The organism is Gluconobacter oxydans DSM 3504, assembly GCF_000583855.1.
Classification (GTDB): Bacteria; Pseudomonadota; Alphaproteobacteria; order Acetobacterales; family Acetobacteraceae; genus Gluconobacter; species Gluconobacter oxydans.
In genome coordinates, this window is record NZ_CP004373.1 from 993,596 (window position 1) to 1,018,149 (window position 24,554).

25 protein-coding genes are annotated in these 24,554 nt (G+C 63.7%); 9 read left to right on the plus strand and 16 right to left on the minus strand.

Translation table 11 applies throughout. The annotated features are described in order from the left end of the window. Positions 1-56 precede the first annotated feature (56 nt). The gene (locus tag GLS_RS04455; protein WP_080691991.1) at positions 57-2,774 is read left to right on the plus strand and encodes a DNA translocase FtsK; all 2,718 of its coding nucleotides are present in this window, start codon (positions 57-59) and stop codon (positions 2,772-2,774) included. Next, on the plus strand, positions 2,764-3,561 hold the full coding sequence (locus tag GLS_RS04460) for an RluA family pseudouridine synthase (RefSeq protein WP_041111380.1): 798 nt from the start codon (positions 2,764-2,766) through the stop codon (positions 3,559-3,561). The genes GLS_RS04455 and GLS_RS04460 overlap by 11 nt, the downstream gene beginning before the upstream one ends. Here GLS_RS04460 and GLS_RS04465 read toward each other — a convergent pair. The 12 genes from GLS_RS04465 to GLS_RS04520 form a co-directional block, all read right to left on the minus strand. Then, the gene (locus tag GLS_RS04465; protein WP_041111381.1) at positions 3,552-4,289 is read right to left on the minus strand and encodes a DUF4097 family beta strand repeat-containing protein; all 738 of its coding nucleotides are present in this window, start codon (positions 4,287-4,289) and stop codon (positions 3,552-3,554) included. The genes GLS_RS04460 and GLS_RS04465 overlap by 10 nt on opposite strands. 20 nt (positions 4,290-4,309) lie before the next feature. Further along, the gene (locus GLS_RS04470) at positions 4,310-4,735 is read right to left on the minus strand and encodes a hypothetical protein (RefSeq protein WP_041111382.1); all 426 of its coding nucleotides are present in this window, start codon (positions 4,733-4,735) and stop codon (positions 4,310-4,312) included. Between the two features lie 141 nt (positions 4,736-4,876). Next, a complete protein-coding gene (locus GLS_RS04475; RefSeq protein ID WP_041111383.1) occupies positions 4,877-5,299 on the minus strand; it encodes a hypothetical protein in 423 nt (140 codons plus the stop codon). 87 nt (positions 5,300-5,386) lie between these two features. Next, on the minus strand, positions 5,387-6,814 hold the full coding sequence (locus GLS_RS04480) for a sugar porter family MFS transporter (RefSeq protein WP_052327463.1): 1,428 nt from the start codon (positions 6,812-6,814) through the stop codon (positions 5,387-5,389). An 87-nt stretch (positions 6,815-6,901) separates the two neighbouring features. Beyond that, positions 6,902-7,921 carry an asparaginase gene (locus GLS_RS04485; protein ID WP_011252379.1) on the minus strand — a complete coding sequence of 340 codons (1,020 nt, stop codon included), beginning with the start codon at positions 7,919-7,921 and terminating at the stop codon, positions 6,902-6,904. 34 nt (positions 7,922-7,955) lie between these two features. After that, positions 7,956-8,408: a hypothetical protein gene (locus GLS_RS04490; protein WP_041111385.1), complete on the minus strand. Its 453-nt coding sequence runs from the start codon at positions 8,406-8,408 to the stop codon at positions 7,956-7,958. Positions 8,409-8,414: 6 nt separating this feature from the next. Further along, positions 8,415-8,969: a Fur family transcriptional regulator gene (locus GLS_RS04495; RefSeq protein WP_041111386.1), complete on the minus strand. Its 555-nt coding sequence runs from the start codon at positions 8,967-8,969 to the stop codon at positions 8,415-8,417. Between the two features lie 58 nt (positions 8,970-9,027). Then, entirely contained in the window at positions 9,028-10,899 is a 1,872-nt protein-coding gene (gene ptsP / locus GLS_RS04500) for a phosphoenolpyruvate--protein phosphotransferase (RefSeq protein ID WP_041112658.1), read from the minus strand. After that, positions 10,892-11,191 (minus strand): HPr family phosphocarrier protein, encoded by a 300-nt coding sequence (locus GLS_RS04505; protein WP_011252383.1) that lies wholly within the window; start codon positions 11,189-11,191, stop codon positions 10,892-10,894. Before GLS_RS04505 ends, ptsP begins: the two co-directional genes overlap by 8 nt. A 14-nt stretch (positions 11,192-11,205) precedes the next feature. Then, on the minus strand, positions 11,206-11,646 hold the full coding sequence (locus GLS_RS04510; protein WP_024716673.1) for a PTS sugar transporter subunit IIA: 441 nt from the start codon (positions 11,644-11,646) through the stop codon (positions 11,206-11,208). Further along, positions 11,643-12,608: an RNase adapter RapZ gene (gene rapZ / locus GLS_RS04515; protein WP_041111387.1), complete on the minus strand. Its 966-nt coding sequence runs from the start codon at positions 12,606-12,608 to the stop codon at positions 11,643-11,645. The genes GLS_RS04510 and rapZ overlap by 4 nt, the downstream gene beginning before the upstream one ends. Before the next feature lie 49 nt (positions 12,609-12,657). Continuing rightward, positions 12,658-13,119, minus strand: a complete 462-nt coding sequence (locus tag GLS_RS04520) for an HPr kinase/phosphorylase (RefSeq protein ID WP_024716674.1) — start codon at positions 13,117-13,119, stop codon at positions 12,658-12,660. A gap of 69 nt (positions 13,120-13,188) precedes the next feature. Between GLS_RS04520 and GLS_RS04525 the strand changes: the two genes are divergently transcribed. Together GLS_RS04525 and GLS_RS04530 are read left to right on the plus strand one after the other, a co-directional pair. Further along, complete coding sequence (locus GLS_RS04525; protein ID WP_226986637.1) at positions 13,189-13,560, plus strand: endoribonuclease L-PSP; 372 nt, start codon at positions 13,189-13,191, stop codon at positions 13,558-13,560. A gap of 169 nt (positions 13,561-13,729) precedes the next feature. After that, the gene (locus GLS_RS04530; RefSeq protein ID WP_148295890.1) at positions 13,730-14,122 is read left to right on the plus strand and encodes a UrcA family protein; all 393 of its coding nucleotides are present in this window, start codon (positions 13,730-13,732) and stop codon (positions 14,120-14,122) included. Between the two features lie 134 nt (positions 14,123-14,256). On the opposite strand, the gene GLS_RS04535 is transcribed toward GLS_RS04530, so the two are convergent. Beyond that, positions 14,257-15,960, minus strand: a complete 1,704-nt coding sequence (locus tag GLS_RS04535) for a stimulus-sensing domain-containing protein (RefSeq protein ID WP_049750767.1) — start codon at positions 15,958-15,960, stop codon at positions 14,257-14,259. Positions 15,961-16,101: 141 nt separating this feature from the next. Further along, the gene (locus GLS_RS04540) at positions 16,102-16,872 is read right to left on the minus strand and encodes a response regulator transcription factor (RefSeq protein WP_011252389.1); all 771 of its coding nucleotides are present in this window, start codon (positions 16,870-16,872) and stop codon (positions 16,102-16,104) included. 162 nt (positions 16,873-17,034) lie between these two features. Between GLS_RS04540 and GLS_RS04545 the strand changes: the two genes are divergently transcribed. The 5 genes from GLS_RS04545 (at position 17,035) to infC (ending at position 22,513) form a co-directional block, all read left to right on the plus strand. After that, positions 17,035-17,700 (plus strand): nucleotide exchange factor GrpE, encoded by a 666-nt coding sequence (locus tag GLS_RS04545; protein ID WP_193363847.1) that lies wholly within the window; start codon positions 17,035-17,037, stop codon positions 17,698-17,700. Positions 17,701-17,814: 114 nt separating this feature from the next. Next, the gene (locus GLS_RS04550; RefSeq protein ID WP_041111391.1) at positions 17,815-18,735 is read left to right on the plus strand and encodes a glycosyltransferase family 9 protein; all 921 of its coding nucleotides are present in this window, start codon (positions 17,815-17,817) and stop codon (positions 18,733-18,735) included. Next, on the plus strand, positions 18,732-19,787 hold the full coding sequence (locus GLS_RS04555) for a glycosyltransferase family 2 protein (protein ID WP_041111392.1): 1,056 nt from the start codon (positions 18,732-18,734) through the stop codon (positions 19,785-19,787). Before GLS_RS04550 ends, GLS_RS04555 begins: the two co-directional genes overlap by 4 nt. 113 nt (positions 19,788-19,900) lie before the next feature. After that, on the plus strand, positions 19,901-21,838 hold the full coding sequence (thrS, locus tag GLS_RS04560) for a threonine--tRNA ligase (RefSeq protein WP_041111393.1): 1,938 nt from the start codon (positions 19,901-19,903) through the stop codon (positions 21,836-21,838). Positions 21,839-21,991: 153 nt separating this feature from the next. Next, positions 21,992-22,513, plus strand: coding sequence for a translation initiation factor IF-3 (gene infC, locus GLS_RS04565; RefSeq protein ID WP_011252394.1), 522 nt, complete (start codon positions 21,992-21,994; stop codon positions 22,511-22,513). Between the two features lie 75 nt (positions 22,514-22,588). On the opposite strand, the gene GLS_RS04570 is transcribed toward infC, so the two are convergent. Then, a complete protein-coding gene (locus tag GLS_RS04570; RefSeq protein ID WP_052327464.1) occupies positions 22,589-24,103 on the minus strand; it encodes a tetratricopeptide repeat protein in 1,515 nt (504 codons plus the stop codon). An 82-nt stretch (positions 24,104-24,185) separates the two neighbouring features. Beyond that, positions 24,186-24,533 (minus strand): thiol-disulfide oxidoreductase DCC family protein, encoded by a 348-nt coding sequence (locus GLS_RS04575; protein WP_041111394.1) that lies wholly within the window; start codon positions 24,531-24,533, stop codon positions 24,186-24,188. Positions 24,534-24,554 lie beyond the last annotated feature (21 nt).

The window sequence follows — 24,554 nt, forward strand, 5'->3', positions numbered from 1 at the left end:
CCAGAAAACCGACGGGGTGACGAGACTTGGCCGCGTTCAGCCGATCGACCAGTACAGTGCGCAACATCGTCCGCGACGCGCATGACCGGCACATGACACCAAAACTGCGCAGTGCCCTGCGCGCACGCTGCATGGAGCTGCTCGGGCTTGTCCTGCTGATCTTCGCCGTGGCGGTCGGGATCGCCCTGTGGAGCTTCAATCCGCACGATCCGTCCTTCAACACCTCGACCGGAACGCAGCCGACGAACCTGCTGGGCCGCACGGGCGCGACCATTTCGGACGGGCTGATCCAGTGGCTCGGGTTAGGCAGCGGCATGCCGATCGTCATCCTGCTGGCCTGGGCCTGGCGCATGGTCCGCCATCACGGCATGAGCCTGCCGATCCTGCGGATCGTGGCCGCCCTCGCCCTCCTCCCCGCCAGCGCCACCTTCATCGGCACGCTCCAGCTTCTCATTCCCGGACTTGAAGTCGCCTGGCCGACCGCCAGCGGTCTGGGCGGGGAAATGGGCGTGTCCTGCGCCCATCGCCTTCTGGACGCGGCCCATGCGGAAGCCGGTGCCGCCGGAAACGCGATTGCCGTCATTCTGGTCCTGCTGCTAATGGGGCTTCTGCTCCCGCTCGCCATGGGTCTTGAGGCCCGCGAATGGCGCGCGCTGGGCCAGACGCTCATGCTTCTGGGCCGCCAGCCGTTCTCGCTCGCAAAACGCATGAACGGTCCGCAGACAACCGATCGCCCGGCTCCGGACCCGCGGATGTATGAATTCCAGCCGAGCCCCGCCGGTGGCGCTCCGGCTGCGGATGCGGCCCCCCTGTCCTTCCTGCGCCGCAGCTTCGGCAAAAGCGATCCGCGCTCGCGTCCCGCGCCCTTCGTGCCGCAGAATACCGGCTGGATGCAGCCGCCGATGGAAACGCAGGACGATCCCTACAGCCAGCCCGCCGCGGAAACGCGCGCGATCAGCCAGACGGAAGCCGCGGCCGCCCGCGCACGCCAGACCGCCGCCCCCGAAGAAGAGGACGTCCCGTCCAACCCCTATGCCGAGCGTCTGGCCCAGATCGCCCGCCAGCGCGACACGCCGCTGCCGCCCGTACGACGCCAGATCGACGACGAAATGGACGAGGACCTGCCGCAGAGCAGCATCGATACGCCACCCGAACCCGAGCCGCAGAAGCGCGGCCTGTTCGGAATGCGCCGTCCCGAACGTCCGCCCGAGCCTGTACCCGCGCGCCCTGTTGCGCCGCGCAATGCCGTAACGACCGGCTGGGAACTGCCTTCCCTGTCCCTGCTGAACCCGCCGCCGCCGCACGCCGTGACCGGGCCGTCTCAGGAAACGTTGCAGTCCAATGCGCGTCTGCTGGAAAGCGTTCTGGCCGATTATGGCGTGCAGGGCACGATCGGCGATATCCATGCCGGTCCGGTCGTCACGCTGTACGAACTGGAGCCCGCACCAGGCATCCGCTCGTCCCGCGTGATCGGGCTGGCCGACGACGTGGCGCGGTCCCTCTCGGTTCTGAGTGTGCGTATCGCGACCGTGCCGGGGCGCAACGTGATCGGCATCGAGGTCCCGAACGCCAAGCGCGAGACGGTCTATTTCTCCGAACTGCTCCGCACGCCGGAATGGCTGAATGGCACCGGACGTCTGCAGATCGCGCTCGGCAAGGATATTGCCGGTGTGCCGGTCTATACGGACCTGGCCAAAATGCCGCATCTGCTCGTCGCGGGTACAACGGGTTCGGGTAAGTCGGTCGGCGTGAACGCCATGATCCTGTCGCTGCTCTACCGACTCAGTCCGGAAGAGTGCCGCCTGATCATGATCGATCCCAAGATCCTCGAACTCTCGATCTATGATGGCATCCCGCATCTCCTCACGCCGGTCGTGACCGAGCCTGCCAAGGCCGTCAGCGCGCTGAAATGGACCGTGCAGGAAATGGACCGCCGCTATCGCCTGATGGCGCAGCTTCAGGTCCGTAACATCAACGGCTACAACGAGCGCGTGAACCAGCTTCGCGCGACGGGCGAGATGGTCACCAAGCGGGTGCAGACCGGTTTCGATCCCGAGACGGGCCGCCCGGTGTTCGACGAACAGCAGGTCGCGACGGAAAACCTGCCCTATATCGTCGTCGTCATCGACGAAATGGCCGATCTGATGATGGTCGCGGGCAAGGAAATCGAGACGGCGGTGCAGCGTCTGGCCCAGAAGGCCCGTGCGGCCGGCATTCACGTCATCATGGCGACGCAGCGGCCTTCCGTTGACGTCATCACCGGCACGATTAAAGCCAACTTCCCGACCCGTATTTCCTTCCAGGTCATCAGCAAGTTCGACAGCCGCACCATCCTTCAGGAACAGGGCGCAGAACAGCTTCTGGGTCAGGGTGACATGCTGTTCATGCAGGGCGGCGGACGCATTACGCGTGTCCACGGCCCGTTCGTGGCCGACGATGAAGTCGAGGCCGTGGTAGCCGATCTGCGCTCCAAGGGCGATCCGATCTATAACGACGACGTGGTCTCCGGTCAGGATGATGACAGCGCAGGCGGCCTGACAGCAGGGTCCGGCTCGGGCGGTGACGGGGAAGGCAGCCTCTTCGATCAGGCGGTGGACGTCGTCATGCGCGAAGGCCGGGCCTCCACCAGCTTCATCCAGCGCCATCTCTCCATTGGCTATAACCGCGCGGCCAAGCTGATCGACCAGATGGAAAAGGAAGGCATCATCGGCGCTGCCAACCATGTGGGCAAACGCGAGATCCTGATCCGCCGCAAGGAAGAGCATGAAGACTGACCGGAAAGACCGGATCCGGCGCGCAAAAGCCGCGCGCAACGCACACAAACCACGGCGCCTGCCCCAACAGGCCGCCTCCCCTGCCCCGGAAGGGCCGCGCACCCCATTCCACCCCGGCATGGACATTCCCATCCTGCTGGAAACCCCCCGCTTTCTGATTCTGGACAAACCGGCCGGTCTGGCCGTTCATCCCGGCCCCTCCACGCAGGATTCCGTTGAGACACGGCTGCTCCCGCATCCGCGCGGGGGACCGTGGCTGGCGCATCGGCTGGACGCGGACACGTCCGGCTGTCTGCTGATTGCACGGCGCAAGACGGCGCTGCTCGAGGCGCAGAAGGCGTTTCAGGAGCGGCAGGTCCGCAAGCTGTACTGGGCTATCGTGGTGGGCGATCTTCCGCAGGATAGCGGCGAGATCGACGCGCCGCTTCTGCGTCAGTCTGACGCCTCGGGCTGGCGGATGGTCGTTGATGCGAAGGGCGACGAAGCCCGCACGCGCTGGCGGGTTCTGGGGCGTGGCAAGGGTCTGTGCTGGGTGGAACTGGAACTGCTCACCGGGCGGACGCATCAGGCGCGCATCCATTGCGCGGAACTGGGCACGCCGATCCTTGGCGATCCGGTTTATGGAGCGCCTGCTCCGGACGGCTCAGCCCTGCCGGGGCTGCATCTTCTGGCCCGTAGTCTGGAACTGAGCCTGCCATCGGACACGCTCAGCGCGCAGGCCCCGCCGCCAGAGTTCATGGCGGCGGGGCTGCGGGCGATGGGCTTTGAAAGCGATGCTCAGTCCTGAACGAGCTTCAGGGACCCGGCCACGCTGCGGACGATGATGTGATCGCGGCCATCGCCGACCTTGCCAGTGGCCGTAATCGTCCGGACCTCTTCCGAATTTCCGGAGTCTTTCTCCCAGTTCCCCATCTGCACCGTAAGACCGAGGGACTGCTGGAGAGGGAGCGCCGTCTCTGAACGGCGCTGTTTCAGGCGGATGTCGAATGTTCCGCCAAAGCCATGCGGCAGATGAATCGTCATATCGCCGCTGATCGTGCCGATATCGATCGTGCGCATCTGGGACGTAGCATCAAGCATCAGGGTCATATCCCCGCTGATACTGCGGATCATGATATCCCGGCCGGCGTGATCGAGAGTGCTCTCGCCACTCATGGTGCGGATGGAGACGGCGCCGTCCGCGTGATCCAGCGTGACGTTTCCACTCGCGCTGCGGACCTCGACGGCTCCGGCGGCGTGCTCCACATCCAGCGTACCGCTGACCGTATGGACATCGAGCGGGCCGTGGGACTGCGTGACATGGATGTCACCGCTGACGGTCCGGACGGACAGGGGGCCGTCCGATGTCCCGACGGTGACATCTCCGCTGACGGTGGAAAACTTTCCGCCTTCGGGCAGGGTGGACTGGGAAATATCATCCGAAATGGAGGACTGGCTCAGCGGCGCGGCACAGACCGGAAAGGCCAGTGCGGTCCCGAGGGCGAGGACGGGAAGAGAGAGCGTGAAACGGGTCATGGGATGGGATCTTTCCGGCTTCAGAACTGTGCGGAGGCAACGGGGCGATTGAGCAGCGCGGCATGAACGCCGCGCGCGATCGCCCAGGCCGTAAGGATTCCCCAGGCGAGCGTCAGCCCCCATGGCACCACCATGAACACCAGTCCGAGGCCGCCCGTGATGGCGCCCAGACCCGCGACCATGAGATGGATCATCCCGATGACCGTCAGGGCCAGAACGCCGTACCAGAACATCCGGATCTGCCAGTCCAGCTGCGCGCGCTTCAGACCCGTCGCGGAGCGGCGCCCTGAATGCGCGATCATCACCCCGATCAGGGCGGTCACGCCCGTGAAAAAACCGGCGATGTACAGGGCATAAACCAGCAGGACCAGATCGCGCCCGGTTTCGGCGTCGTCTCCGCGGCCGTAGCGGTTTGCGGGTTCATACGGGGCGTAGGATGCGTACATGAGGGAAAGCTCCTCTGAGAAAAACTCGACAGCAACCTTGATGCATGAACCGTGCCAGAACCGGATTTACCGGTGTTCTGGCAAGAGCGGCCAGTCTGAAAGCCGGAAAACTGGCGAATTACGCCAGTTCGACGGCGAAACCTACTCGGCCAGGGCGCGGAAGCGTTCCGGCAGCGGGCCACGTCCGGCCAGAAAGCCCCGCAGCCCCACAATGAGCGCGACCAGCAGGACGATATTCCAGACCACGAAAATGCCGATCGGCAGCAGGAAGAGAAGCTGACCGGGACCTGAACTTCCCGGCGGTTCCGTCATGAAGCACGCCAGAAACAGGGCGGCCGAACCGATGATGAATGCCACATCGTACCAGAACAGGCGCACCAGCCAGTTCAGATGCGCCCGCTCCATGCCCACGCTCGATCCGCGCAGGATATAGGCAAGGATCACACCCGCCAGAAGACTGATCCCCGTAAAGAAGCGGGCGATATAAAGCGCATAGACAAGCAGGACGCCGCCCTTGCTCACATTGCGGTCGAAGTCACGGGAAGATGGGGAAAATTCGCTCAAGCGCGTTTCCTTGATGAAGGTTTAAATGAAAACGCCCGGCCAAAGGGGCCGGGCGCATGGTCACTCGATGGTGATGCCCGGAAAACTCTAGCGGCCCAGTTTGCGGAGTTTCACACCCTGCATGAGCCGTTTTTCGATGACTGCGAGAGACATGCCCCGCGTCTCGGGGACGAAGAGGATCGTCAGCAGCAGGAACAGCGCGTTCAGCCCGGCGAAGAGCCAGAACGTGCCCGCCGTTCCCAGCGTCTGCATGAGCGTCAGGAAGCTGACACCCACCAGAAGATTGGTCATCCAGTTGGTGAAGGTCGAAATGGCAATCCCGAAATCGCGTCCGGCCAGCGGCTGGATTTCGGAACACAGGACCCATGTCAGCGGACCCGCCGACATGGCGAAACCGGCGCAGAAGATCATCAGCAGGAAGACGGCCGCGATCTGCGAGGACTGCGTGCTCATGCCGGTCTGGAGCAGCATGGCCAGAACGCCCATGCCGAGCGCCATGACCGTAAAGCCCGCATAGAGGATCGGCTTGCGGCCCCAGCGATCGACCAGGCCCAGCGCCACGAAGGTCGCGAGCATGTTCACCAGACCGATGATCGCCGTGCACCACATCTGCGACTGTGCATCGAAATGCGCGGCTGCGAGGATGTTGGGTGCATAATACATGACGATGTTGATGCCCGCGAGCTGCTGCATCATCTGCAACATCACACCCAGCGCTACGGAACGACGGAAATTGGAGTTGCTCAGGAAGAGTTTGAAGCCTTCCTGTTTCGTCTCCAGCTGCTCACGGATGGCGCGGATTTCCTTGGCGGCTTCCAGCGGATCATCCCGCAGGTCCAGCAGGATCTGCTTGGCTTCTTTCTGCCGCCCCTGCGCCATCAGCCAGCGCGGGCTGTAGGGCAGGAACAGGACGCCGATCAGGAACAGCACGGCCGGGATACCGGCGACGCCGAACATCCAGCGCCAGTTGCCGCTATAGGAGAAATACGTGTCGGACAGGAACGCGATGAAGATACCGACCGTCACCATGAGCTGATAGGTCGAGACCATCGCCCCGCGCGCATCTTCGCTGGCGATTTCGGACAGGTAGAGCGGCGCCGTAAACGCGGAAATACCGACCGCAATCCCCATGACCACCCGGAAGGAAATCATGGAGGCGACCGACCAGCTCATCGCACAGCCGATCGTGCCAATCACGAAAATCGCACCGCCCACGATCAGGGAATGCTTGCGGCCAAGCGCCTTGGACATCCAGCCCGCACTCAGCGCACCCGCCGCCGCACCCGCCATCATGGAACTGACGACCCATTCCAGCGCGACGGTGGACGCGTGATATTCCTTGCCGAAAAGATCCAGCGCGCCCGCGACGACCCCAATATCAAGTCCGGACATGAGGCCCGCCAGCGCCGCGATCACGCCGATGGCGATGATCTTGAAGCGTGTTGCATCGAAAATGGATGTGCTGCTGTCATCCTGCGGCAAGAGGGTCTCTGTCGTTCCGACCTGATCATTCATCTGGTAGCGCGTTCCTTTCACTCAGTCATAAAGTGACACCCCCCTGTTGCCGGGATGTCATATCCGTAATCTGTAACACAAAACCGTTTACAGCGGCAGGGCACTGCGGATTTCGCCGACCGTGAAGCCGTTCCAGTTCCGCAGCGTCTGAACGGATGTCGTGTCCAGAATGTCGCGGTCTGCTACGTCCGCACACAGGGTTTCCCCGCCGAAGCGACGCAGCAGGGCGGACATTGCGACCTCTGCGGCACGGTTGGCGCCGTCATCGGTCTTGATCGCCAGACCGAGGCCCAGCTCCGGCAGGGAGGCGATCATCACGCCTTCCGCGCCCATCTTCACGAAAGCCCTTGTGCCGAAGCGATCCATGATCTTCGTGTCGTAGCGTCCCGTCCCGGCCACCATGAACGGATTGGCCGCCACGGCCTCACGAAGTCGTGTAGCCGCACGGAAACGCCCTTCAGACAGTCCGGTTCCCGCGCCAAATCTTGCGAAACCTTTCGCCAGCGCTTTCAGCGGAACGGCATAGGTCGGCATGGAGCAGCCGTCCATGCCACGATTGCTGTCGTCATGCGGCGTATCCATCATTGCGGCGAGCACATCCGTCACGCGACGCTGGATCTCGTGGGACGGATCGATATAGCCGGTCGGATCGACACCCTGATCGCAGGACAGGCACACCATGCCCGCATGTTTGCCGGAGCAGTTATTGTGCAGCGGGCAGGCGTTCTGATGCGCGGCGGCCAGAGCGCGGCCCGCAGGTTCATAGGTCGGCCAGTGCGTTCCGCATTCCAGGGACCCGACATCCCGCCCCACGGAAGCCAGCATCGTGGCAGCCATTTCGGCATGGGCCTTTTCGCCGCCATGCGAGGCGCAGGCCAGAGCCAGCGCATCATTGCTCAGGCCCAGACGATCGGCCGCGCCACTTTCCACCAGTTCGATGGCCAGCAGGGATTTGACGGTCGAGCGCGGGAAGACAGCGGCATCCACGTCACCGCAGGACCACACCACGCCACCATCGGCATCCACGACGACGGCCCGGCCCAGATGGTGGGATTCCACACGTCCACCGCGCGTGACCTCGGCCAGAAGGCCCGACTGTGCTGCCATAATGAATTCCTCTCCCTGCCTCTCATGGTGTCTGTCATGACGTTTGTGGTCCGAGCACATAGCACGGACGGCCGTCCTGGCGATCCTCCGTCAGCCAGGGCTGGATCAGGCGGCGACGCACCCGCACCACCCCCATCTCGCCTGCGGCAGAAACATCCGCGAGGTCTTCCGCCAGATTGACGGCCGTGCGGAACATGAGGCCGTCCGTCAGCGGCAGGCCATCCCGCACGAAGCTCCGGGCGGTTCCGGCATCCGTCAGGTGATACACGAACGCCTCTCCCGCAGGGGGACGGAAACCGGCGGGGTCGAGAAAAGAGGCCTCAATATCCGCAGCGGCCAGATGCGTGAGCGGTGGGCTCCAGTCCAGAAGGTCCGGCTGCTCCGTCACAGGCGCGGGAACGCGGAGGGACGCACTGGAAGACCGGGGGCGGCGAGACTTCGGCAGCTTTTCAAACAGGGACGCCGGGGGCGGGGAACGGCGGCCCATGATGTCTCAGCCCGCTGCGGTTTTGGGACACCGCACCGGTGTAACGCCGGCTTTCTGGCAGGCCGCGCACAGGCCCTCGATTTCAACGGTGGCGGCTTCGGCACGGAATCCCATGCTTTGCGCCGCGCGGGTCAGGACCGGCGCAATGGCGTCCTGTTCCAGTTCCCAGGCCCGGTCACAGCCGCGGCAGATCAGGAACTGCGCGCGGTGCATCCCGCCTTCGTCATGGTGATTGCAGCCATGTGGACATTCCACAGCGTGCGAACAGCCGACAAAGGCGCTCAGCCGCTCCAGACGGTGGATCAGGCTGTTCTCCAGCAGGAACTCCAGCGCGCGGTAAACCGTGGGCGGCGCGGCTTTCGGATGGGCGGGGCGCAGCCTGGCCAGAAGGTCATAGGCGCCGGAGGGCTTTTCGCTCGACAGGATCAGACCCAGCACGAGACGGCGGGTTTCCGTCAGGCGTTGTCCGTTGCGCTGGCACCATTCGGCCGTGCGGTCGAGGCGTTCCGTGACCTCGGGCGAAAAGATGAGCGTGTCAGCGATGGCAGAAGAATCCGGCATGAGGGTCAATATGGCATTCCCGTCACGCTTTGCCGAGAGACCCCGCCACAAACAGCTCTCAGGTCGCGAACTGCCGCACCAGATCGCGGATCACGACCGGGTCGGTTTCCAGCATGACCTGCCGGCGCAGCTGGTCGCAGTCTTCGAGCGTGAGGGTGCGGATCAGGCGTTTCACGCGCGGCAGGGAGGCGGAATTCATGGAAAAGGAGCGCAGACCCAGGCCGATCAGCAGCGCCACCACCCGGGGATCGGACGCCATCTCGCCACAGACCGAGATCGGACGACGCGCCCGCAGCGCCGAATCCGCAGCCGCCTCAATCAGCCTCAGCACACCGGGATGGAGCGGGCTGTAGCGGTCCGCCACCATGGAATCCGCACGGTCCACGGCAAGCGTGTACATCGTCAGGTCATTGGTGCCGAGCGCCATGAAATCGGCGTGTCGGGCCAGCGTGTCCACCGTGAGGGCCGCGGCCGGAGTCTCGACCATGATCCCCAGCGGGGGCAACGGATCGGGGAGCGTATGTCCCTTGCGCTTGAGGCGGCGCACCACGCGGTCGTAAATCTCGCGGGCGTCCACGATTTCGTCCGACGACGTGACCATCGGCAGCAGGATCCGCACCCGGCCGGGGGGCACGCCCTCGGCAGGCTCGGCGGCCCGCAGAATAGCCGCGAACTGCGTTTCCAGCACCTCCGGCACACGGAGCAGAAGCCGCACACCCCGCAGACCCAGCGCGGGATTGTCGCCATCCGCAACCTGCTCCGCCAGACCCAGCCGTCGCATGCAGGCCCGGCCCTTCTCGCCGCCCCAGTCCAGCACGCGGATCGTCACGGGACGCCCGTCCATGGCCTGGACGATGGCGCGATAGGCCTCGGTCTGGCCGTCTTCGTCCGGCAGGTCCTCGCGTTCGCCGAACAGGAATTCGCTGCGCAGCAGGCCGATGCCCTTGGCGCCATTGCGCATCAGCATCGGCAGTTCCGCCGGAAGCTCCAGATTGGCGGAAAGCTCGATGTCCTCGCCACTCTGAAGCTGGGCAGGCAGGCGCTTGAGACGCCCGAAAGCCCGCTTTTCCTTGACTTCACGCTGTGCGGATTCCGCCGCCAGACGCAGTTCGGTCTCGTTGGGGGAAAGCGTGACGGTGCCGAGATGCCCGTCCACGACCACCATCTCGCCTTCCTGCACCTGCGCCATGAGGTTCGGCACGGCGAGGATGGCGGGAATGTCGAGTGCGCGCAGCAGGATGGCCGTGTGATCGGCCCCACCACCGCCCTGCGTCACCACGGCCGCAATCCGGGCCGGATCGATCATGGCGACATCGGCCGGACGGAGCTGCTCGGCCACCAGAACGGAGCCAGGCGGCAGGCTGGAAAACGCGCGATAGGAAATGCCGGTCAGGTTCCGCACAAGGCGGCGGCCGATTTCCTCGAACTCACCCGCCAGACGCAGATTGGCATCGGCTTCCTGCGTGTTGTTCTCGCGCGCCACGGCCTCGGCCATGCGCGAGACCTGCAACGCCAGTTCCCGCGTGACTTCCGAGACGGCGGCCTCGGCGCACAGTCCCTCATCGGCGATACGGCTGCGAACCTGACGTAGCAGCCGCGACGGGCCGAGCATCCGCTCATAGACCATCAGCAGGGAGGCAATTTCCTCGCGGCCCTCTTCCGGCAGCCCGACCAGCCGGTCCCGCATCTTTTCGATCTGGTGAAGTGCGCGGGCGATCGCCTCGTCCAACCGGACGCCCTCGGCTTCCGGCCCGATGGCGCTGTAGCGCTCGGTAATGTCGGGAAGGGGAAGTTCCTCGACACGCCCGGCAGGGCCAAGCCCCATACCCGGCGTGATGGCCTTGCCCTGAAGGAAAACGCCGGAACGCGGGCTGCGGCGGGAGGAGCGGGCGGAACGGCTGCGGGTCGGTCGCCCTGAGGCTTCAGTCACGCTCACCAAACCCGTCCGCGATCAGGGCTGCCAGTGCATCGAGCGCTTCGGCGGCCTGCGGGCCGTGGGCACGCAGCGTGACGTCCTGCCCTTCTCCCGCGCCCAGCATCATCAGCCCCATGATCGACAGGGCGGAGACGACATTGGTGCCATGGGCGATCGTGGTCTCGGCGTCAAAACGCTCGGCTGTGGTGACGATCTTGGCGGCGGGACGGGCATGAAGGCCCAGATGATTGACGATGGTGACGGTGCGGGGGGCAACTGTACCAGGAGAAAGGGTCGTGTCGCTCATTCAGTGAACTCAATTCAATGAACCGGCAGCGTACAGGCACGCGGCCCGCCATGGAGACAGGGGTCGGGAAGCTGTGACGCCACGGCGATATACTTCCGCCCGGCCATTGTGGCCTTTTCCACGCAGCCTGCAAGGTCCAGATCCCGCCGCGTTTTTGCCAGCTTGACCAGCATGGGCACATTCACGCCCGACACGACCTCGACATGCCCCGGCTCCCGCAGCGAGAGCGCCAGATTGGACGGCGAGCTGCCGAAAATATCCGTCAGCAGAAGCACTCCGTCCCCGGTATCGAGGCGCTGGAGCAGACGTTCGGCCGCCGGGCGGAGCATGGCGGGATCGTCATCATCCGCCACGCCCACCACGCCGACCTGCGTCTGGGGTCCCACGACATGCACCAGCGTTTCCAGCAGGACATCCCCAAGACGCCCATGCGTTACCAGCATCAGTCCGATCATACCGTTGTGTCCTGTGAGGGATCCTGGGGTGGAACGGCCCAGCGCCAGGACGCCAGACCCTTGCGGGCGAGTTCACGGTGCAGGACCATCATCGGTCCGACCGGTACGGTTTTCGGGAGAATACGGGCCAGTTCTTCAACGATCGTCACCGAGCGGTGGCGGCCGCCACTGCACCCGATGGCAATGGTCGCGTATTTCTTGCCCTCCGCGACGAAGCGGGGAAGCACAAGCTCCAGAAGGCTCTGGATATGGCCGAAAAATGCGGGATAGGCCGGGTCCGACTTCACATACTGCACTACCGCCTCGTCCAGCCCGGTCATGGGCTGGAGGGCGGGATCATAATGGGGATTGCGCAGGAAGCGTGCATCAAAAACCATGTCCGCCTCGCGGGGCAGACCGGACGGATAGGCAAAGGACATCAGTGCAACCGTCAGCCCTTCCCCGCCCGTGCTGCCAAAGCGCGTCTCGATCAGCTGGCGCAGTTCCGGCGATGGCAGGTCGGAGGTGTCGATGACGAGATCTGCATTGGCCCGCAGCGGGGCCAGAAGGGCGGTTTCCTGTTCGATTCCGGGAAGAATGGTGCCGCTGGTGACCAGTGGATGGCGGCGGCGCGTGGCGGTGAAGCGACGCAGAAGGATTTCGGGTTCGGCAGTGGCGTAAAGGAGCTGGACCGAGCAGTCCGGCAGAAGTCGGAGGCGTTCGAGCTCTTCCAGCACGCGGGAGGCCTCGAACCCGCGACTGCGGACGTCGATCCCGATGGCCAGATTCTGCCCGGCCCGTGAGGCGAGCGCCTGGATCAGGTTCAGGGGTGGGTTGTCCACGACCTCATGACCCAGATCTTCCAGAACCCGCAATATGGATGATTTTCCCGCCCCGGACAGACCCGTCACGATCAGGATCCGGCGGGAACCATGATCATATCCGGATATGGAGCCAGACTCGGGATGGTTCGCCGATGCCATGCGCCACACTCTAGCCGTTTTTCCCTTTGTGCGGAACTATTTCGCACCTTCACGTTTCCGCAACATTTTCGCCTGCTCCGGCGACCCATTCATAGGTGCCGCAGCAGGCCTTCAGGGCCGCCCTGATCCGCGCCACCGTTCCCGGAAAACCGGGCTCCAGACGCAGCATGACCGCTCCCGTCCACGGGTCCCGGCAGGGCTCCGGCAGACGGGGCTGCCCCTCGCCCAGACAGACCCGAAGACGCACCGTCGCGTTTGTGACAAAAGATGTCCTCAGGATTCCAACCCCCCGGACCTCGATCAGCCCCGCAAGGCGCTCAGGGGCAGACGCCACGGCGCCGTCCAGCAGGACCCGGTCATCCGCCACGAGATCGAAACCCGCATCCATCAGCCGCAGGGCCAGCTCGGATTTCCCCGAGCCGGGGGGACCGGAAATCAGCACGCCGTCTCCGTTCCACGCCACGCAGCAGGCATGAACTGAGCCTTCAGGCAGAAATGACAGGACGGACATGATGGATTGCGACCTCCACGGGAGCGGACTAAGACCTTGGGTCGGACAGGGGCATGACGGATCCCTGACATGGAGCAGGACCACGAACCCATGGGCGCATCCTTCCCTCACCAGACCGTCACCGTACATGGAGACGAAGTCACCTGCACCGATTTCAGTGGCTTCGGTCCGGACGGGGACCGTCCCGGCCGGCTGTCGGATGAATGTCAGGCCGCACTTTCCGCCATTTCCGAAGCTCTGGCCGATCATGGCCTGACCCTGGGCCATACCCGGCACGTCGCCGCCATGATTCGCGAAGGCCAGACCTTCGCCCAGTGTCAGGCCGCCCTGAACGAGGCCCTGGCGGCAGCAAAACCCGCGCTGACCCTGCGGATCGTGCAGCGTTTCCCCCTGCCCGAGCAGCGCATCGCCCTCAGCCTGACCGCCACACCGGATAAATAACAGCAAAATACGCCATTTTATGGCGCAACAGACCGTTTTTACGGTTTTAGGGCTTTAGGCAGTTTTTCCGAACGGATTTAAGGCGCAGAAAACAGAAACTGGCACGCTTCCTGCATTGAAGATTTCCAGACGCCACGAGCGTCGGATTCCTCTTCAGGAGCTTCATGCCATGATCCGCTTTTCTTCCCTTCTGATCTGCGCCCTGTCTGCCAGCGTCATCCTGCCGCTTCAGGCCGCTCGGGCTATCCCGACATCCGCTGAGACCACTCCGGCCAGCACCACGCCCGCCAGCACGGGCAGGGTCAGCATGACAGTTGATCTGTCCTCGCTGGATCTCACGTCCCGGAAGGGCTGGGAAACGGCGACGCAGCAGGTCACCCAAGCCTCCCATGCCGTCTGCCACCAGCTTCAGGAAGAGGACTGGCTGCTCGCAACCGACGTGACCGACTGCGAACAGGATGCCCTCTCCGATGCCCGGACCAGTCTGTATGACCTGCGCGACCAACAGCGGGCCAGCCGCAGGAACGGACATGTCTTCCTCGCCCTGTCCGCCAGGAAGTAACGGTCATGGCCCGACATCTCCTCCCGCTGCTGGTCCTGGCTCTGCCTTTTGCGGCGACTCTCGTGCCGGGCGTGATCGACGGACTGTCCGCAGGACCGGCCATCACCGTTCAGGCCTCGGCCGGACTGCCAGCCTCAGGGCGCGCGGGGCAGCCGCACCACGAAGCAGGCGCCGCGGATCGCACCGGACGCATCCATCCGGTTCTCGGCGAACAGACTGCCGCGCAGGGCGTGAATGATCTGCCGACTGATCGCGAGGCCGAGTCCGGAATGCTGGCCGAAGTTTTCGGTCTGGGGCCGCTCTGAATAGAAACGGTCGAAAATGCTGTCGAGCTTTCCGGGCGGAATGCCAGGGCCCTGATCGGTGATGGTGATTTCAACCACGCTACCGGTCCCGGGCCCTTCCCCGGCAATGTCGCGCGCGCTGGCATGCAGGGCGATGATGCCCTTTGGCGGCGAGAACGACACCGCGTTGCCGATCAGATTGCGCAGGACCTGCACCAGACGGTCCTCCACGGCCAGCGCCTTCAGCGGCGGGTCCTGATCGCGGACATCAAGCCGGAGCACGGGATCGTTTTCCCGGCGCGTCGTCTGATGCATTTCCGCCAGAATGGACAGAAGGGCCACGACCGAAACGGGTTCGGGGCGCACGCGGGACAATTCCGCGTCGATGCGGCTGGCATCAGAAATATCCGTGATCAGCCGGTCCAGCCGTTTGACGTCGCTGTTGATGATGCCGAGCAGTCTCTCGCGCCGTTCGGCGATCTGGATGCGCGGCAGGGTCTCGATCGCTGAACGGATGGAAGAGAGCGGATTTTTGATTTCGTGGCTGACATCGGCAGCGAAGCGTTCGATGTCGTCCATTCGTGCCCAGAGCGCCAGCGCACTGCCCCGGAGCGAGCGGGCCAGAACGCCGATTTCATCACGCCGCGCCAGAAGCCGCTCGGGCACGAGGTCCTTGCGGCCATCCGTCTCGCGCATGTCGTTGGACGCACGCGCCAGCGTCAGCAGCGGCCGGGCGATCGTGAGCGACAGATACCAGGACAGCAGGACCGTCACGACCAGCGCCGCCAGCACCAGCGACAGGATCGAGGAGCGGACGGCAAACAGCGTGCGGTCCACTTCCGGCGCGTGACGGGTCAGCTGGATTTCGCCAACCGTCACACCATCGCGCACGACAGGCTCCACGACCGTCACGACAAGCTGATGGTCCTTGGTGCGCCGGATGAAGGGCGGCAGTTCCGCCTGGGAGTGGAACGGCTGGGCATCATGCGGGCCGTCCATGGCGGTGTCATTGGTGTCGAGCGTCACTTCCTCGCTGGAGGTCAGCGGCAGGAGCGACAGCAGCCAGTCGTAGAAACTTTCGAGAATATTGTTCCGGGGCGGCTGCCACGATCCTCCATCGACAGGGTCGGGAGCAGCATGATCCTGTTTGCCACGCGAGGCCGTGCGACTGTCCACGACAAGCTTGCCATCCGGATCAAACAACAGGGCATGGGCGTTGGGGCTCGGTTCGGTCAGACGGGCCAACAGGGGGCGGGCCTGCGCGACGTCCAGCTCCAGATTGCCGCCGGGCGCCGGATGACCGGGCGCATGGGCGCTGACCCGGACGGCGGACTGGCCGAGAGCTCCGGCATAGATATGGGCCTGTTCGCGCAGGGCGTTGACGTCGGTTTCCAGCAGGCCGTTCTGGAACTGGTCCAGAAACAGCAGCGTGACGGCCAGAAGCGCAAGCGGCAGGGCATTGAGCAGCAGGATCCGCACCAGAAGCGGCGAAGCCAGACGCCGGCGCGACAGGGAGATCTCCGAGGCCCGGCGGGGGCGCAGACGCCTCAGGATCTTTGCGCCGACACTCCGCAGGGACTCGCCCAGCCCCGCACGGGCCGATTCGGCACGGCGCCGGTCGCGGCCCTGTTCGAGCCGGTCGACGTCGAGCGCGTGACCTGTCGGGAAGGAGGCGGAGTCATCATCCACGCGTGCTTACTCGTCCCGGTAACGGTAGCCGATGCCGTAGAGCGTCTCGATCTGGTTGAACTCATCGTCCACCTGACGGAACTTCTTGCGGACGCGCTTGATATGGCTGTCGATCGTGCGGTCATCGACATAGATGTTGTCGCCATAGGCGGCGTCGATGAGCTGATCGCGGGACTTCACCATGCCCGGACGCAGGGCAAGCGCCTTGACCAGCAGGAATTCCGTGACGGTCAGCGCAATGTCCTGGCCGCCCCACAGGCACTGGTGGCGCGTCTCGTCCAAAGAGAGCTGGCCGCGCACGATGGCGGACCCGACGGCGGCAACACCCGTGGCCTCGGCCCGGCTGGCATCCTGACGGCGCAGCAGGGCGCGAATGCGTTCGATCAGCAGGCGCTGGGAGAACGGCTTGGTGATGTAGTCGTCAGCCCCCAGGCGCAGGCCCATGAGCTGGTCCAGTTCCTCGTCCTTGGACGTCAGGAAAATCACCGGCAGATTCGAGCGCGCGCGCAGGCGCTGGAGCAGTTCCATGCCGTCCATGCGCGGCATCTTCACATCCAGAACCGCGAGGCTGACGGGGCGCGAGGTGATGCCCTGCAGCGCGCTTTCGCCATCGGTATAGGTGTGGACGGTAAATCCTTCGGCTTCGAGCGTCATCTGGACGGAGGCGAGAATGTTCCGGTCATCGTCCACCAGCGCGATGATCGGCGCGGCGGAGGCTCCGGTCGGCGTCTGCGAGGCAGAAGCGGGCGGCGCGTAGGGGGTTCGGGGCGTCTCCATGAGGGGTCCGTCTGCTAAGAACTGTTGCGGCCTTTTACCTATAACCCATGATCCATGATGGCGGAAAATAGGCTTTTCAGTGACATGATGCGTCGCTATGCGACAGCGCAACCCTTGTCTTTGAGACAATCAGCGTTATCTCCTGAAGAAGAACGGGGCCGCATGATGGCCCGTCCCATAGCAGAAGGTCGTGACATGACAGACCACAACGCCTCGCCGGAAACGGCCCACGACGTGCCTGAACAGGGCGTCGAGACCTCCGGCCACGAAACGCCGGGCATGAACGAAACCGGCGGTGAAACGCTGGAAGAGACGACTCCCGAAGCCCGGATCGAGGCTCTTGAAGCACAGGTTGCGGAACTCAAGGACCGCTGGGTCCGTTCCGAAGCCGAAAGCCAGAACATCCGCGCCCGCGCCAAGCGCGACATCGAGGATGCGCGCCAGTACGCCATCCAGAAATTCGCCCGTGACGTGGTCGAGGCTGCCGAGAACCTTCAGCGCGGCCTGGCCTCCCTGCCCGCGAAGACCGAAGGCGAGGACGTCCTCATCACCAAGCTGCGTGAGGGAATCGAAGGCACCGAGCGGTCCTTCATCAACATTCTCGAACGCCACGGCATCACCTGCGAAGACCCGACCGGCAAGCCGTTCGACGCCAACCTGCACCAGGCTATGGCAGAACAGCCGTCCGACCAGCATCCGTCGGGCCATGTCATGCAGTCCTGGACGCCGGCATGGCTGCTCAAGGGCCGTCTGCTGAAGCCGGCCATGGTCGTTGTGGCCAAGGGTGGGGTGCAGGCCGCACCCCAGGGCGTCGACAAGACGGTCTGATCCCTTCTCCCCGAAGCAGAGGGGCGAAGGACCGAAATCCCACGTCCGGGATTTCTTTGCGGAACGGCAACCGTGAATGGTTGGCGTTCCGCAACACCCTGCTAAAGTCGGCTCATGAGTCGCATTCTTGTCATAAAGCTCGGCGCCCTGGGCGATTTCGTTCAGGCATTCGGAGCTTTCGCGTCCATCCGGGCCGCTTTTCCCCACGCCACACTGACCCTCCTAACCACTGCGCCCTTCGTGGATCTGGCCCGTGCTGCGCCGTGGTTCGACGAAATCCTGACGGATGACCGTCCGTCGATGGGCAACCTTCCGGGGCTGTGGCGCCTTTCCAGAAAACTCCGCGGCTACGACCGGGTCTTCGATCTTCAGACCTCGGGGCGTTCGAAAACCTATTTCCGCCTCGCCGGACAACCCGCAAACTGGTCCGGCATTTCCGACGGGTGCTGCCATCCGCACGGCAATCCGTCGCGCAACGACATGCATACGCTGGCCCGTCTGGACGACCAGCTTCATGACGCCGGCGTCACGCCCCTGCCCCGCAGTGTTCCGCGCTGGCTTCAGGGGCATGGGCCTGACATCGCCGCGCCCTACGCCGTTCTGGTACCGGGTGCGGCGTTCCACCGCCCACAGAAACGCTGGCCTACATCGCGCTTTGCCGAGATCGCCAAGACCCTCGTGGCCAAAGGCATCCGCCCGGTCATTGTGGGAACACAGGCCGAGGCTCCGCTGGCTCAGGACATTCTGCGTCTCTGCCCCACTGCTCTTGATCTGACGGGCCGGACCACGCTGCTGGAACTGGCCGGCGTACTGGACCGGGCGGAGATCGTGATCGGGAACGACACCGGACCGATGCATCTGGCTGCCGCGATGGACACGCCCTGCATCACGCTCTTCGGCCATGACAGCGACCCGCGCCTGACAGCGCCCCTCACCCCCACGTCAGGCCGGACGGATCTGATCGTAGTGCCTGATCTGGCGATGCTGCCCGCTTCCCGGGTCGAGACCTGCATGGAGGCGATGCTCTCCCGATGACCCGGGTCCGCTGCGTTGTGATGCAGAAGAACGAGGCGACGCTGCTGGAGCCCTGGATTCTGTGGCACGCGGCGATCTTCGGTTTTTCAAACCTGACCGTCATCGACAACGGCTCGACCGATCCTGCGGTTCTGGACATCCAGACGCGGTATGAAGGCAAAGGGGTCCGGATCGTCCGGGATCATGCGTCTCCCGGCGATTTCCTACACAAAGGGGACGTCATTGCCGGGATCATCCGGCAGTGGGACGCAGAGAATGCCTGCGATTTTGCCGTACCACTGGATTGCGACGAGTTCCTGACGGTCTTTCTGGACCAGCTTTCGCTTGATCCGGAGGTCATCCGGCGGCAGTTCGATTATCTGGTGCAGGAAAACGCCACGTTCATTACGGACCGGCTTCTGCTGAACGTGCCGGAGGCTCCGGATTACTATCTGCCGCAGATCGTGCGGCGCGGACTGTTCCGGGCGCACACGATCGTCAGTCTGGACCGCGGGTTTCACAACCCGCAGAGCATCTATCCCGAGCGTTACGTCCGCACGCCGTTCGTGCATCTCCATCTGCACAATCGCCCGGACTATGAAGAAATCCGCCGTTTCGCGCGGCAGAAACTGGCTGCTTCGGAAACCGGCGAGACGCTGGAGCACCCTCAGGACGGGACGCATCTTCACTTCTATTTCGAAACCGGCTCCGAAGATTTTGCCGCCGGGTATCGGCCTGTTCCGAACATTTATGCTCCCGTGATCGCACAGCGCCTGCGGGAACTGGGGATTGATCCGGATATCCTGCTTGGAACGGGCGATACCATTCCGCATCCGCCCCTCAACATCCCCTCCGGCTTTGTGGCGCATCGGGCCCGGGAGGACGGGCAGCAGCACGAATATCGGGTGTTCGATCCGGTTTTCTACGCCCGGAACAACCCGGATGTGGCGAGGGATGCCTATTACGGAATCTGGCCGCTCATCCATTATCTCACCTGCGGATGGGATGAAGGCCGGCAGTCCGATCCCCGCAATGTCCCGCCGCTTGTGCTTCAGATGGACAAAGCGACCTGAAAACGGACTGTCTGTCCGTCTGGGGGTTGCAGCGCGGCGGGGATTAAGGCCATTTACCGGTTCGTTTTTCGGCAGAGCGATCTGCCGTCCCCACTCGCACAGGAGCGATCTCCATGCCCGCCATCACACTCCCCGACGGAAGCGTCCGCACATTCGACGGGACGGTGACGGGCACGACGATCGCCGCTTCCATCGGGCCGGGCCTCGCCAAGGCCGCCATGGCGATGGAAGTGGACGGCAAGCCCGTCGATATCGGCACCGAAATCAGCAGCGATGCGTCCGTAAAGTTCATCACCCGCAAGGATGAGGACGCGCTGGAAATGATCCGCCATGACGCGGCGCATGTTCTGGCCGAGGCCGTGCAGTCCCTGTGGCCTGAAACGCAGGTCACGATCGGGCCGAGCATCAAGGACGGCTTCTATTACGATTTCTCCCGTGAGAAGCCGTTCACCCCGGAAGATTTTCCGGCCATTGAAGCCAAGATGCGCGAGATCGTAGCGGCCAATACGCCGTTCGTCCGCGAGGTCTGGGACCGTGACGACGCCATCCGTTTCTTTGAAGAAAAGGGCGAGGACTTCAAGGCGCAGCTGATCCAGGACCTGCCCGAAGACGAGCAGATCTCGATCTACCGTCAGGGCGAGTGGCTCGATCTGTGCCGTGGCCCGCATCTGCGCACCACGGGCGATGTCGGCACGGCATTCAAGCTGATGCGCGTGGCCGGGGCCTACTGGCGCGGCGACCACCGCAACCCCATGCTGACCCGCATCTACGGCACCGCCTGGCGCGACAAGAAGGAGCTGGATGCCCATCTCCTGCGCCTTGAGGAAGCCGAGAAGCGCGACCATCGCCGCATCGGCCGCGAGATGGACCTCTTCCACATCCAGGAAGAAGCCGTCGGCCAGATCTTCTGGCACCGCAAGGGCTGGCGCCTGTACACGGTCCTGCAGGACTACATGCGCCGTGCGCAGGAGCGGAACGGCTACGAGGAAGTGCGCACTCCGCAGCTCGTGGACCGTGCGCTCTGGGAAGCATCGGGCCACTGGGACAAGTATCGCGAGAACATGTTCATCGCGACCGTCGAGGACGAGGACAAGACGCTTGCCCTCAAGCCGATGAACTGCCCTTGCCACGTGCAGATCTTCCGCCACGGCCTGCGCTCCTATCGTGAGCTGCCGCTGCGGATGGCGGAATTCGGCGCGTGTCACCGTTACGAGCCGTCGGGCGCGCTGCATGGCATCATGCGCGTGCGTGGCTTCACGCAGGACGATGCCCATATCTTCTGCACGGACGACCAGATTGCGGACGAGACCGCGAAGTTCGTGAAGATGCTGGCGGAAGTCTATTCCGATCTTGGATTCGACAGCTTCCGCGTGAAGTTCTCGGACCGTCCGGAAACGCGTGCGGGTTCGGACGAGGTGTGGGACCGTGCGGAAGGCTCGCTCAAGAAAGCCTGTGAGATCGCGGGCGTCGAGTACGAGTACAATCCGGGCGAAGGGGCCTTCTACGGTCCGAAGCTGGAATTCGTGCTGACCGATGCCATCGGCCGTGACTGGCAGTGCGGCACGCTTCAGGTGGACTATGTCCTGCCGGAGCGTCTGGATGCGTCTTACATCGGCGAGGACAGCAACCGTCATCGTCCGGTCATGCTGCATCGCGCGATTCTCGGCAGTTTCGAGCGCTTCATCGGCATCCTGATCGAGCAGTATGCCGGCAAGTTCCCGCTCTGGCTGGCACCGACGCAGGTTGTCGTGGCATCCATCGTCTCCGACGCCGCCGACTACGCCAACGAAGTCGCGGCAACGCTCAAGGCCGCGGGACTCCAGGTCGAGACCGACACCCGCAGCGACAAGATCAACGCAAAGATCCGCGAACACAGCCTTGCACGCGTTCCGGTCATCCTGGTCGTGGGTCGCCGCGAAGCCGAGGAGCGCAAGGTCGCCATGCGGCGTCTGGGCGGCGCGGCACAGGAGATCCTGTCCCTCGATGACGCCGTTGCAGCGCTGGCGAAAGAGGCTCAGGCCCCCGACATCGCGCGCTTTGCAAAGGATTGAACGTAATCCCCTTGCACCGGGCGTAAGGCAGGACTATGTGCAGAAGGAACGGGATCGGAAATGGCCGTATCCCGCCTTTCTTCGTGAAGGCGGATGCTGCTGACCGGACCCGAGAGAAACTGATGACAGGAGCTGACCATAGCTAGACCGCCGATGCAGGCCGCGCCCACCCGTGAAGGACCGCGCGTCAACGAGGAAATCCGTGTTCCGCAGGTTCGTCTGATTGACGAAGAAGGCGAAATGCAGGGCGTTATGACGACCCGGGATGCCCTGATGCGCGCTTTTTCGGTGGGTCTCGACCTTCTGGAAATCAGCCCGACCGCTGTTCCTCCTGTCGTGAAGATTCTCGACTACGGCAAGTTCAAGTATGAGCAGCAGAAGAAGAAGAACGAAGCCCGCAAGAAGCAGAAGGTCATTGAGATCAAAGAAGTGAAGGTTCGTCCCGGTACGGGCGAGCATGACTTCCAGACGAAGCTCAAGGCCATTCACAGCTTTCTTGACGAGGGCGACAAGGTCAAGATTTCCCTGCGCTTCAAGGGCCGTGAAATGGCCCATCAGGAGCTCGGCATCAAGATGCTTGAGCGTATCCGCCAGGAAGTCGAGGAAAAGGCGAAGGTGGAGCAGATGCCCCGTCTTGAAAACCGCCAGATGCTGATGGTGATCGCACCCCGCTAAGGGGCGCTTTCAGCCCGCACATAAAAAAAACCGGCCGCCCTTTCGGGATCGGCCGGTTTTTTTATGGCCTGTCAGTCAGGCGGCCTCGGCTTCGAGATTCGTCCGATAGAGCGCGACGAACTGCCGCAGCATTCCTGCGATCTCGGCGACCGGGGTTTCCCAGTCTCCCGAGCGGGGCTGGCGGAAAATCCGCATGCTCGGATACCAGGGCGTCGTGGCGGCGGTTTCGCCCCAGCGCCAGCAGGCATCGCTGCGTGAGATCATCCAGACCGGCAGACCGAGTCCACCCGCCAGATGGACTATGGACGTGTCCACACTGATCAGCAGATCCACGCCGTAAAGCCGGGCTGCCGTATCGGCGAAATCGATGATCCCGTCCGTCACGTCGGTCACGGGCAGGCCCGTTTCGGCAATCTGGTTTTTGGGCATGCCCAACTGAAAACTGACGAAACAGATGCCGTCCACTTCCATCAGGGGCGCGAGTTTCTCCAGAGGCACGCTCCGCCGGCGATCAACCTGTGTGGCAACAGGATCATGCGACCGTGGATCGCCGTTCCAGACGAGCCCCACAATCAGATCGGGCCGCTCCGTGTCTTCTGTCAGGCTCTGACGAAGCGCGCCCCCTTCCCTGACCTGCTCTTCGACGAGAACGGACAGGTACGGACAGCCGGGCGCTGTGGACGGCGTCATCTTCAGACGGAATGGCAGGCCAACCATCGGACAGTGCAGATCCAGATGCAGCGAGGGGTCGAGCACCGAGACGATCTGATCGATCCCTTCCACCCGCTCCAGAAGCCTGACCAGCGGGATGGGAACCTGCACCACGACCGTGGCTCCGCGCGCCTTGAGGAGGGGCACGAAGCGGATGAACTGGAGTGTGTCGCCATAGCCCTGTTCGTGATGGACCAGGATGGTCTTGCCGCTCAGGTCTTCCCCTTCCCACTGCGGGACGGTGAGGTCTGTGCGCGGGGTCTGGCAGCAGCGCCAGCGCCATTCATATTCCCGCCATCCGGCGTCAAAATTGCCGGTTTTCAGGAGGCTGACAGCGCGCCCGAAACGACAGACGCCGTTTTCGGGGGCAAGCGCGATGGCCCTGTCATAATACGGCAGGGACTCTTCGCTTCGACCAAGGCATTGCAGGGCGTGAGCAATATTGTTGATGGCCGGGACATGGTCGGGGAAAAGCGCGTCGCCGGTTACGGCGTTCTCAAGCGCGTCGTCAAACAGACCCCTGCGGGCCTGAACCAGACTGAGATCGATGTAATAGGGGGCCTCGGACGGCTTCTGCTGGATCGCGACTTTCAGCGCCCTCTCCGCACCGTCCAGATCGCCGGCTTCCAGACAGACGATGCCCAGACGATGCCAGATTCTTGGGGCATGTACGTTCATGTGCAGGCTCTTGAGATAGAAGCTGCGCGCCTGCGGCCAGTCCCGGAAGCGTTCATAAAGACATCCTGCCAGAAACGTGGAATGGGGATCCTGAGGGAGGGTCTGGATGCCTTCATGCAGCTTTTCGAGCGCAGACGGGATGTCACCTGCCTCACCAAGAGCGAGAATGTCCTGCGCCAGCAAACGGAAAGAGTTGGGCATGAAGGCTCCTTTTTTTTCCGTCCTAGCGGACGCCTCCTAAGAAACCCTTAAAATCCTCCGTTTTCCTGTCCGGCTGTGCGGTTCAGCCTTCCAGTCTGCGGGTCAGGCGCTGCAGAAACGGGCGGATGCGCAGGAATTTGCCGTATCCCCATTGCAGAACGGCCAGAACGACCGGATTGCGGGCCGCAAGACCCACAGGGCGCAACAGGGGAATGGCACGCCACATGGCGGCGAAGGCAGCGGCACCTTCATAAAGATGCCCGTCTTCCTCGGCATGGAACCGGGCCAGCAGGGTGGCGCGGTCCAGCGGGCAGCCCTGGGCCGACTCCAGATTGATGAAGCGGATGGCACCGCGCCGGTCCAGACGTTTCATCAGCGCGATCTCGCGCCGGCAGAGCGGGCATCCGCCATCGAACCAGACGGTCACCATGATCCGCAAAATCCCGGCTGG

Bases quoted from the DNA above. Each gene is read 5' to 3' on its own strand.
- GLS_RS04460 (WP_041111380.1), top strand. From the start codon at position 2,764: ATGAAGACTGACCGGAAAGACCGGATCCGGCGCGCAAAAGCCGCGCGC.
- GLS_RS04465 (WP_041111381.1), bottom strand. From the start codon at position 4,289: ATGACCCGTTTCACGCTCTCTCTTCCCGTCCTCGCCCTCGGGACCGCA.
- GLS_RS04470 (WP_041111382.1), bottom strand. From the start codon at position 4,735: ATGTACGCATCCTACGCCCCGTATGAACCCGCAAACCGCTACGGCCGC.
- GLS_RS04480 (WP_052327463.1), bottom strand. From the start codon at position 6,814: ATGAATGATCAGGTCGGAACGACAGAGACCCTCTTGCCGCAGGATGAC.
- GLS_RS04485 (WP_011252379.1), bottom strand. From the start codon at position 7,921: ATGGCAGCACAGTCGGGCCTTCTGGCCGAGGTCACGCGCGGTGGACGT.
- GLS_RS04490 (WP_041111385.1), bottom strand. From the start codon at position 8,408: ATGGGCCGCCGTTCCCCGCCCCCGGCGTCCCTGTTTGAAAAGCTGCCG.
- GLS_RS04495 (WP_041111386.1), bottom strand. From the start codon at position 8,969: ATGCCGGATTCTTCTGCCATCGCTGACACGCTCATCTTTTCGCCCGAG.
- GLS_RS04505 (WP_011252383.1), bottom strand. From the start codon at position 11,191: ATGAGCGACACGACCCTTTCTCCTGGTACAGTTGCCCCCCGCACCGTC.
- GLS_RS04510 (WP_024716673.1), bottom strand. From the start codon at position 11,646: ATGATCGGACTGATGCTGGTAACGCATGGGCGTCTTGGGGATGTCCTG.
- rapZ (WP_041111387.1), bottom strand. From the start codon at position 12,608: ATGGCATCGGCGAACCATCCCGAGTCTGGCTCCATATCCGGATATGAT.
- GLS_RS04520 (WP_024716674.1), bottom strand. From the start codon at position 13,119: ATGTCCGTCCTGTCATTTCTGCCTGAAGGCTCAGTTCATGCCTGCTGC.
- GLS_RS04525 (WP_226986637.1), top strand. From the start codon at position 13,189: ATGGAGCAGGACCACGAACCCATGGGCGCATCCTTCCCTCACCAGACC.
- GLS_RS04530 (WP_148295890.1), top strand. From the start codon at position 13,730: ATGATCCGCTTTTCTTCCCTTCTGATCTGCGCCCTGTCTGCCAGCGTC.
- GLS_RS04540 (WP_011252389.1), bottom strand. From the start codon at position 16,872: ATGGAGACGCCCCGAACCCCCTACGCGCCGCCCGCTTCTGCCTCGCAG.
- GLS_RS04545 (WP_193363847.1), top strand. From the start codon at position 17,035: ATGATGGCCCGTCCCATAGCAGAAGGTCGTGACATGACAGACCACAAC.
- GLS_RS04550 (WP_041111391.1), top strand. From the start codon at position 17,815: ATGAGTCGCATTCTTGTCATAAAGCTCGGCGCCCTGGGCGATTTCGTT.
- GLS_RS04555 (WP_041111392.1), top strand. From the start codon at position 18,732: ATGACCCGGGTCCGCTGCGTTGTGATGCAGAAGAACGAGGCGACGCTG.
- thrS (WP_041111393.1), top strand. From the start codon at position 19,901: ATGCCCGCCATCACACTCCCCGACGGAAGCGTCCGCACATTCGACGGG.
- infC (WP_011252394.1), top strand. From the start codon at position 21,992: ATGCAGGCCGCGCCCACCCGTGAAGGACCGCGCGTCAACGAGGAAATC.
- GLS_RS04570 (WP_052327464.1), bottom strand. From the start codon at position 24,103: ATGCCCAACTCTTTCCGTTTGCTGGCGCAGGACATTCTCGCTCTTGGT.
- GLS_RS04575 (WP_041111394.1), bottom strand. From the start codon at position 24,533: ATGGTGACCGTCTGGTTCGATGGCGGATGCCCGCTCTGCCGGCGCGAG.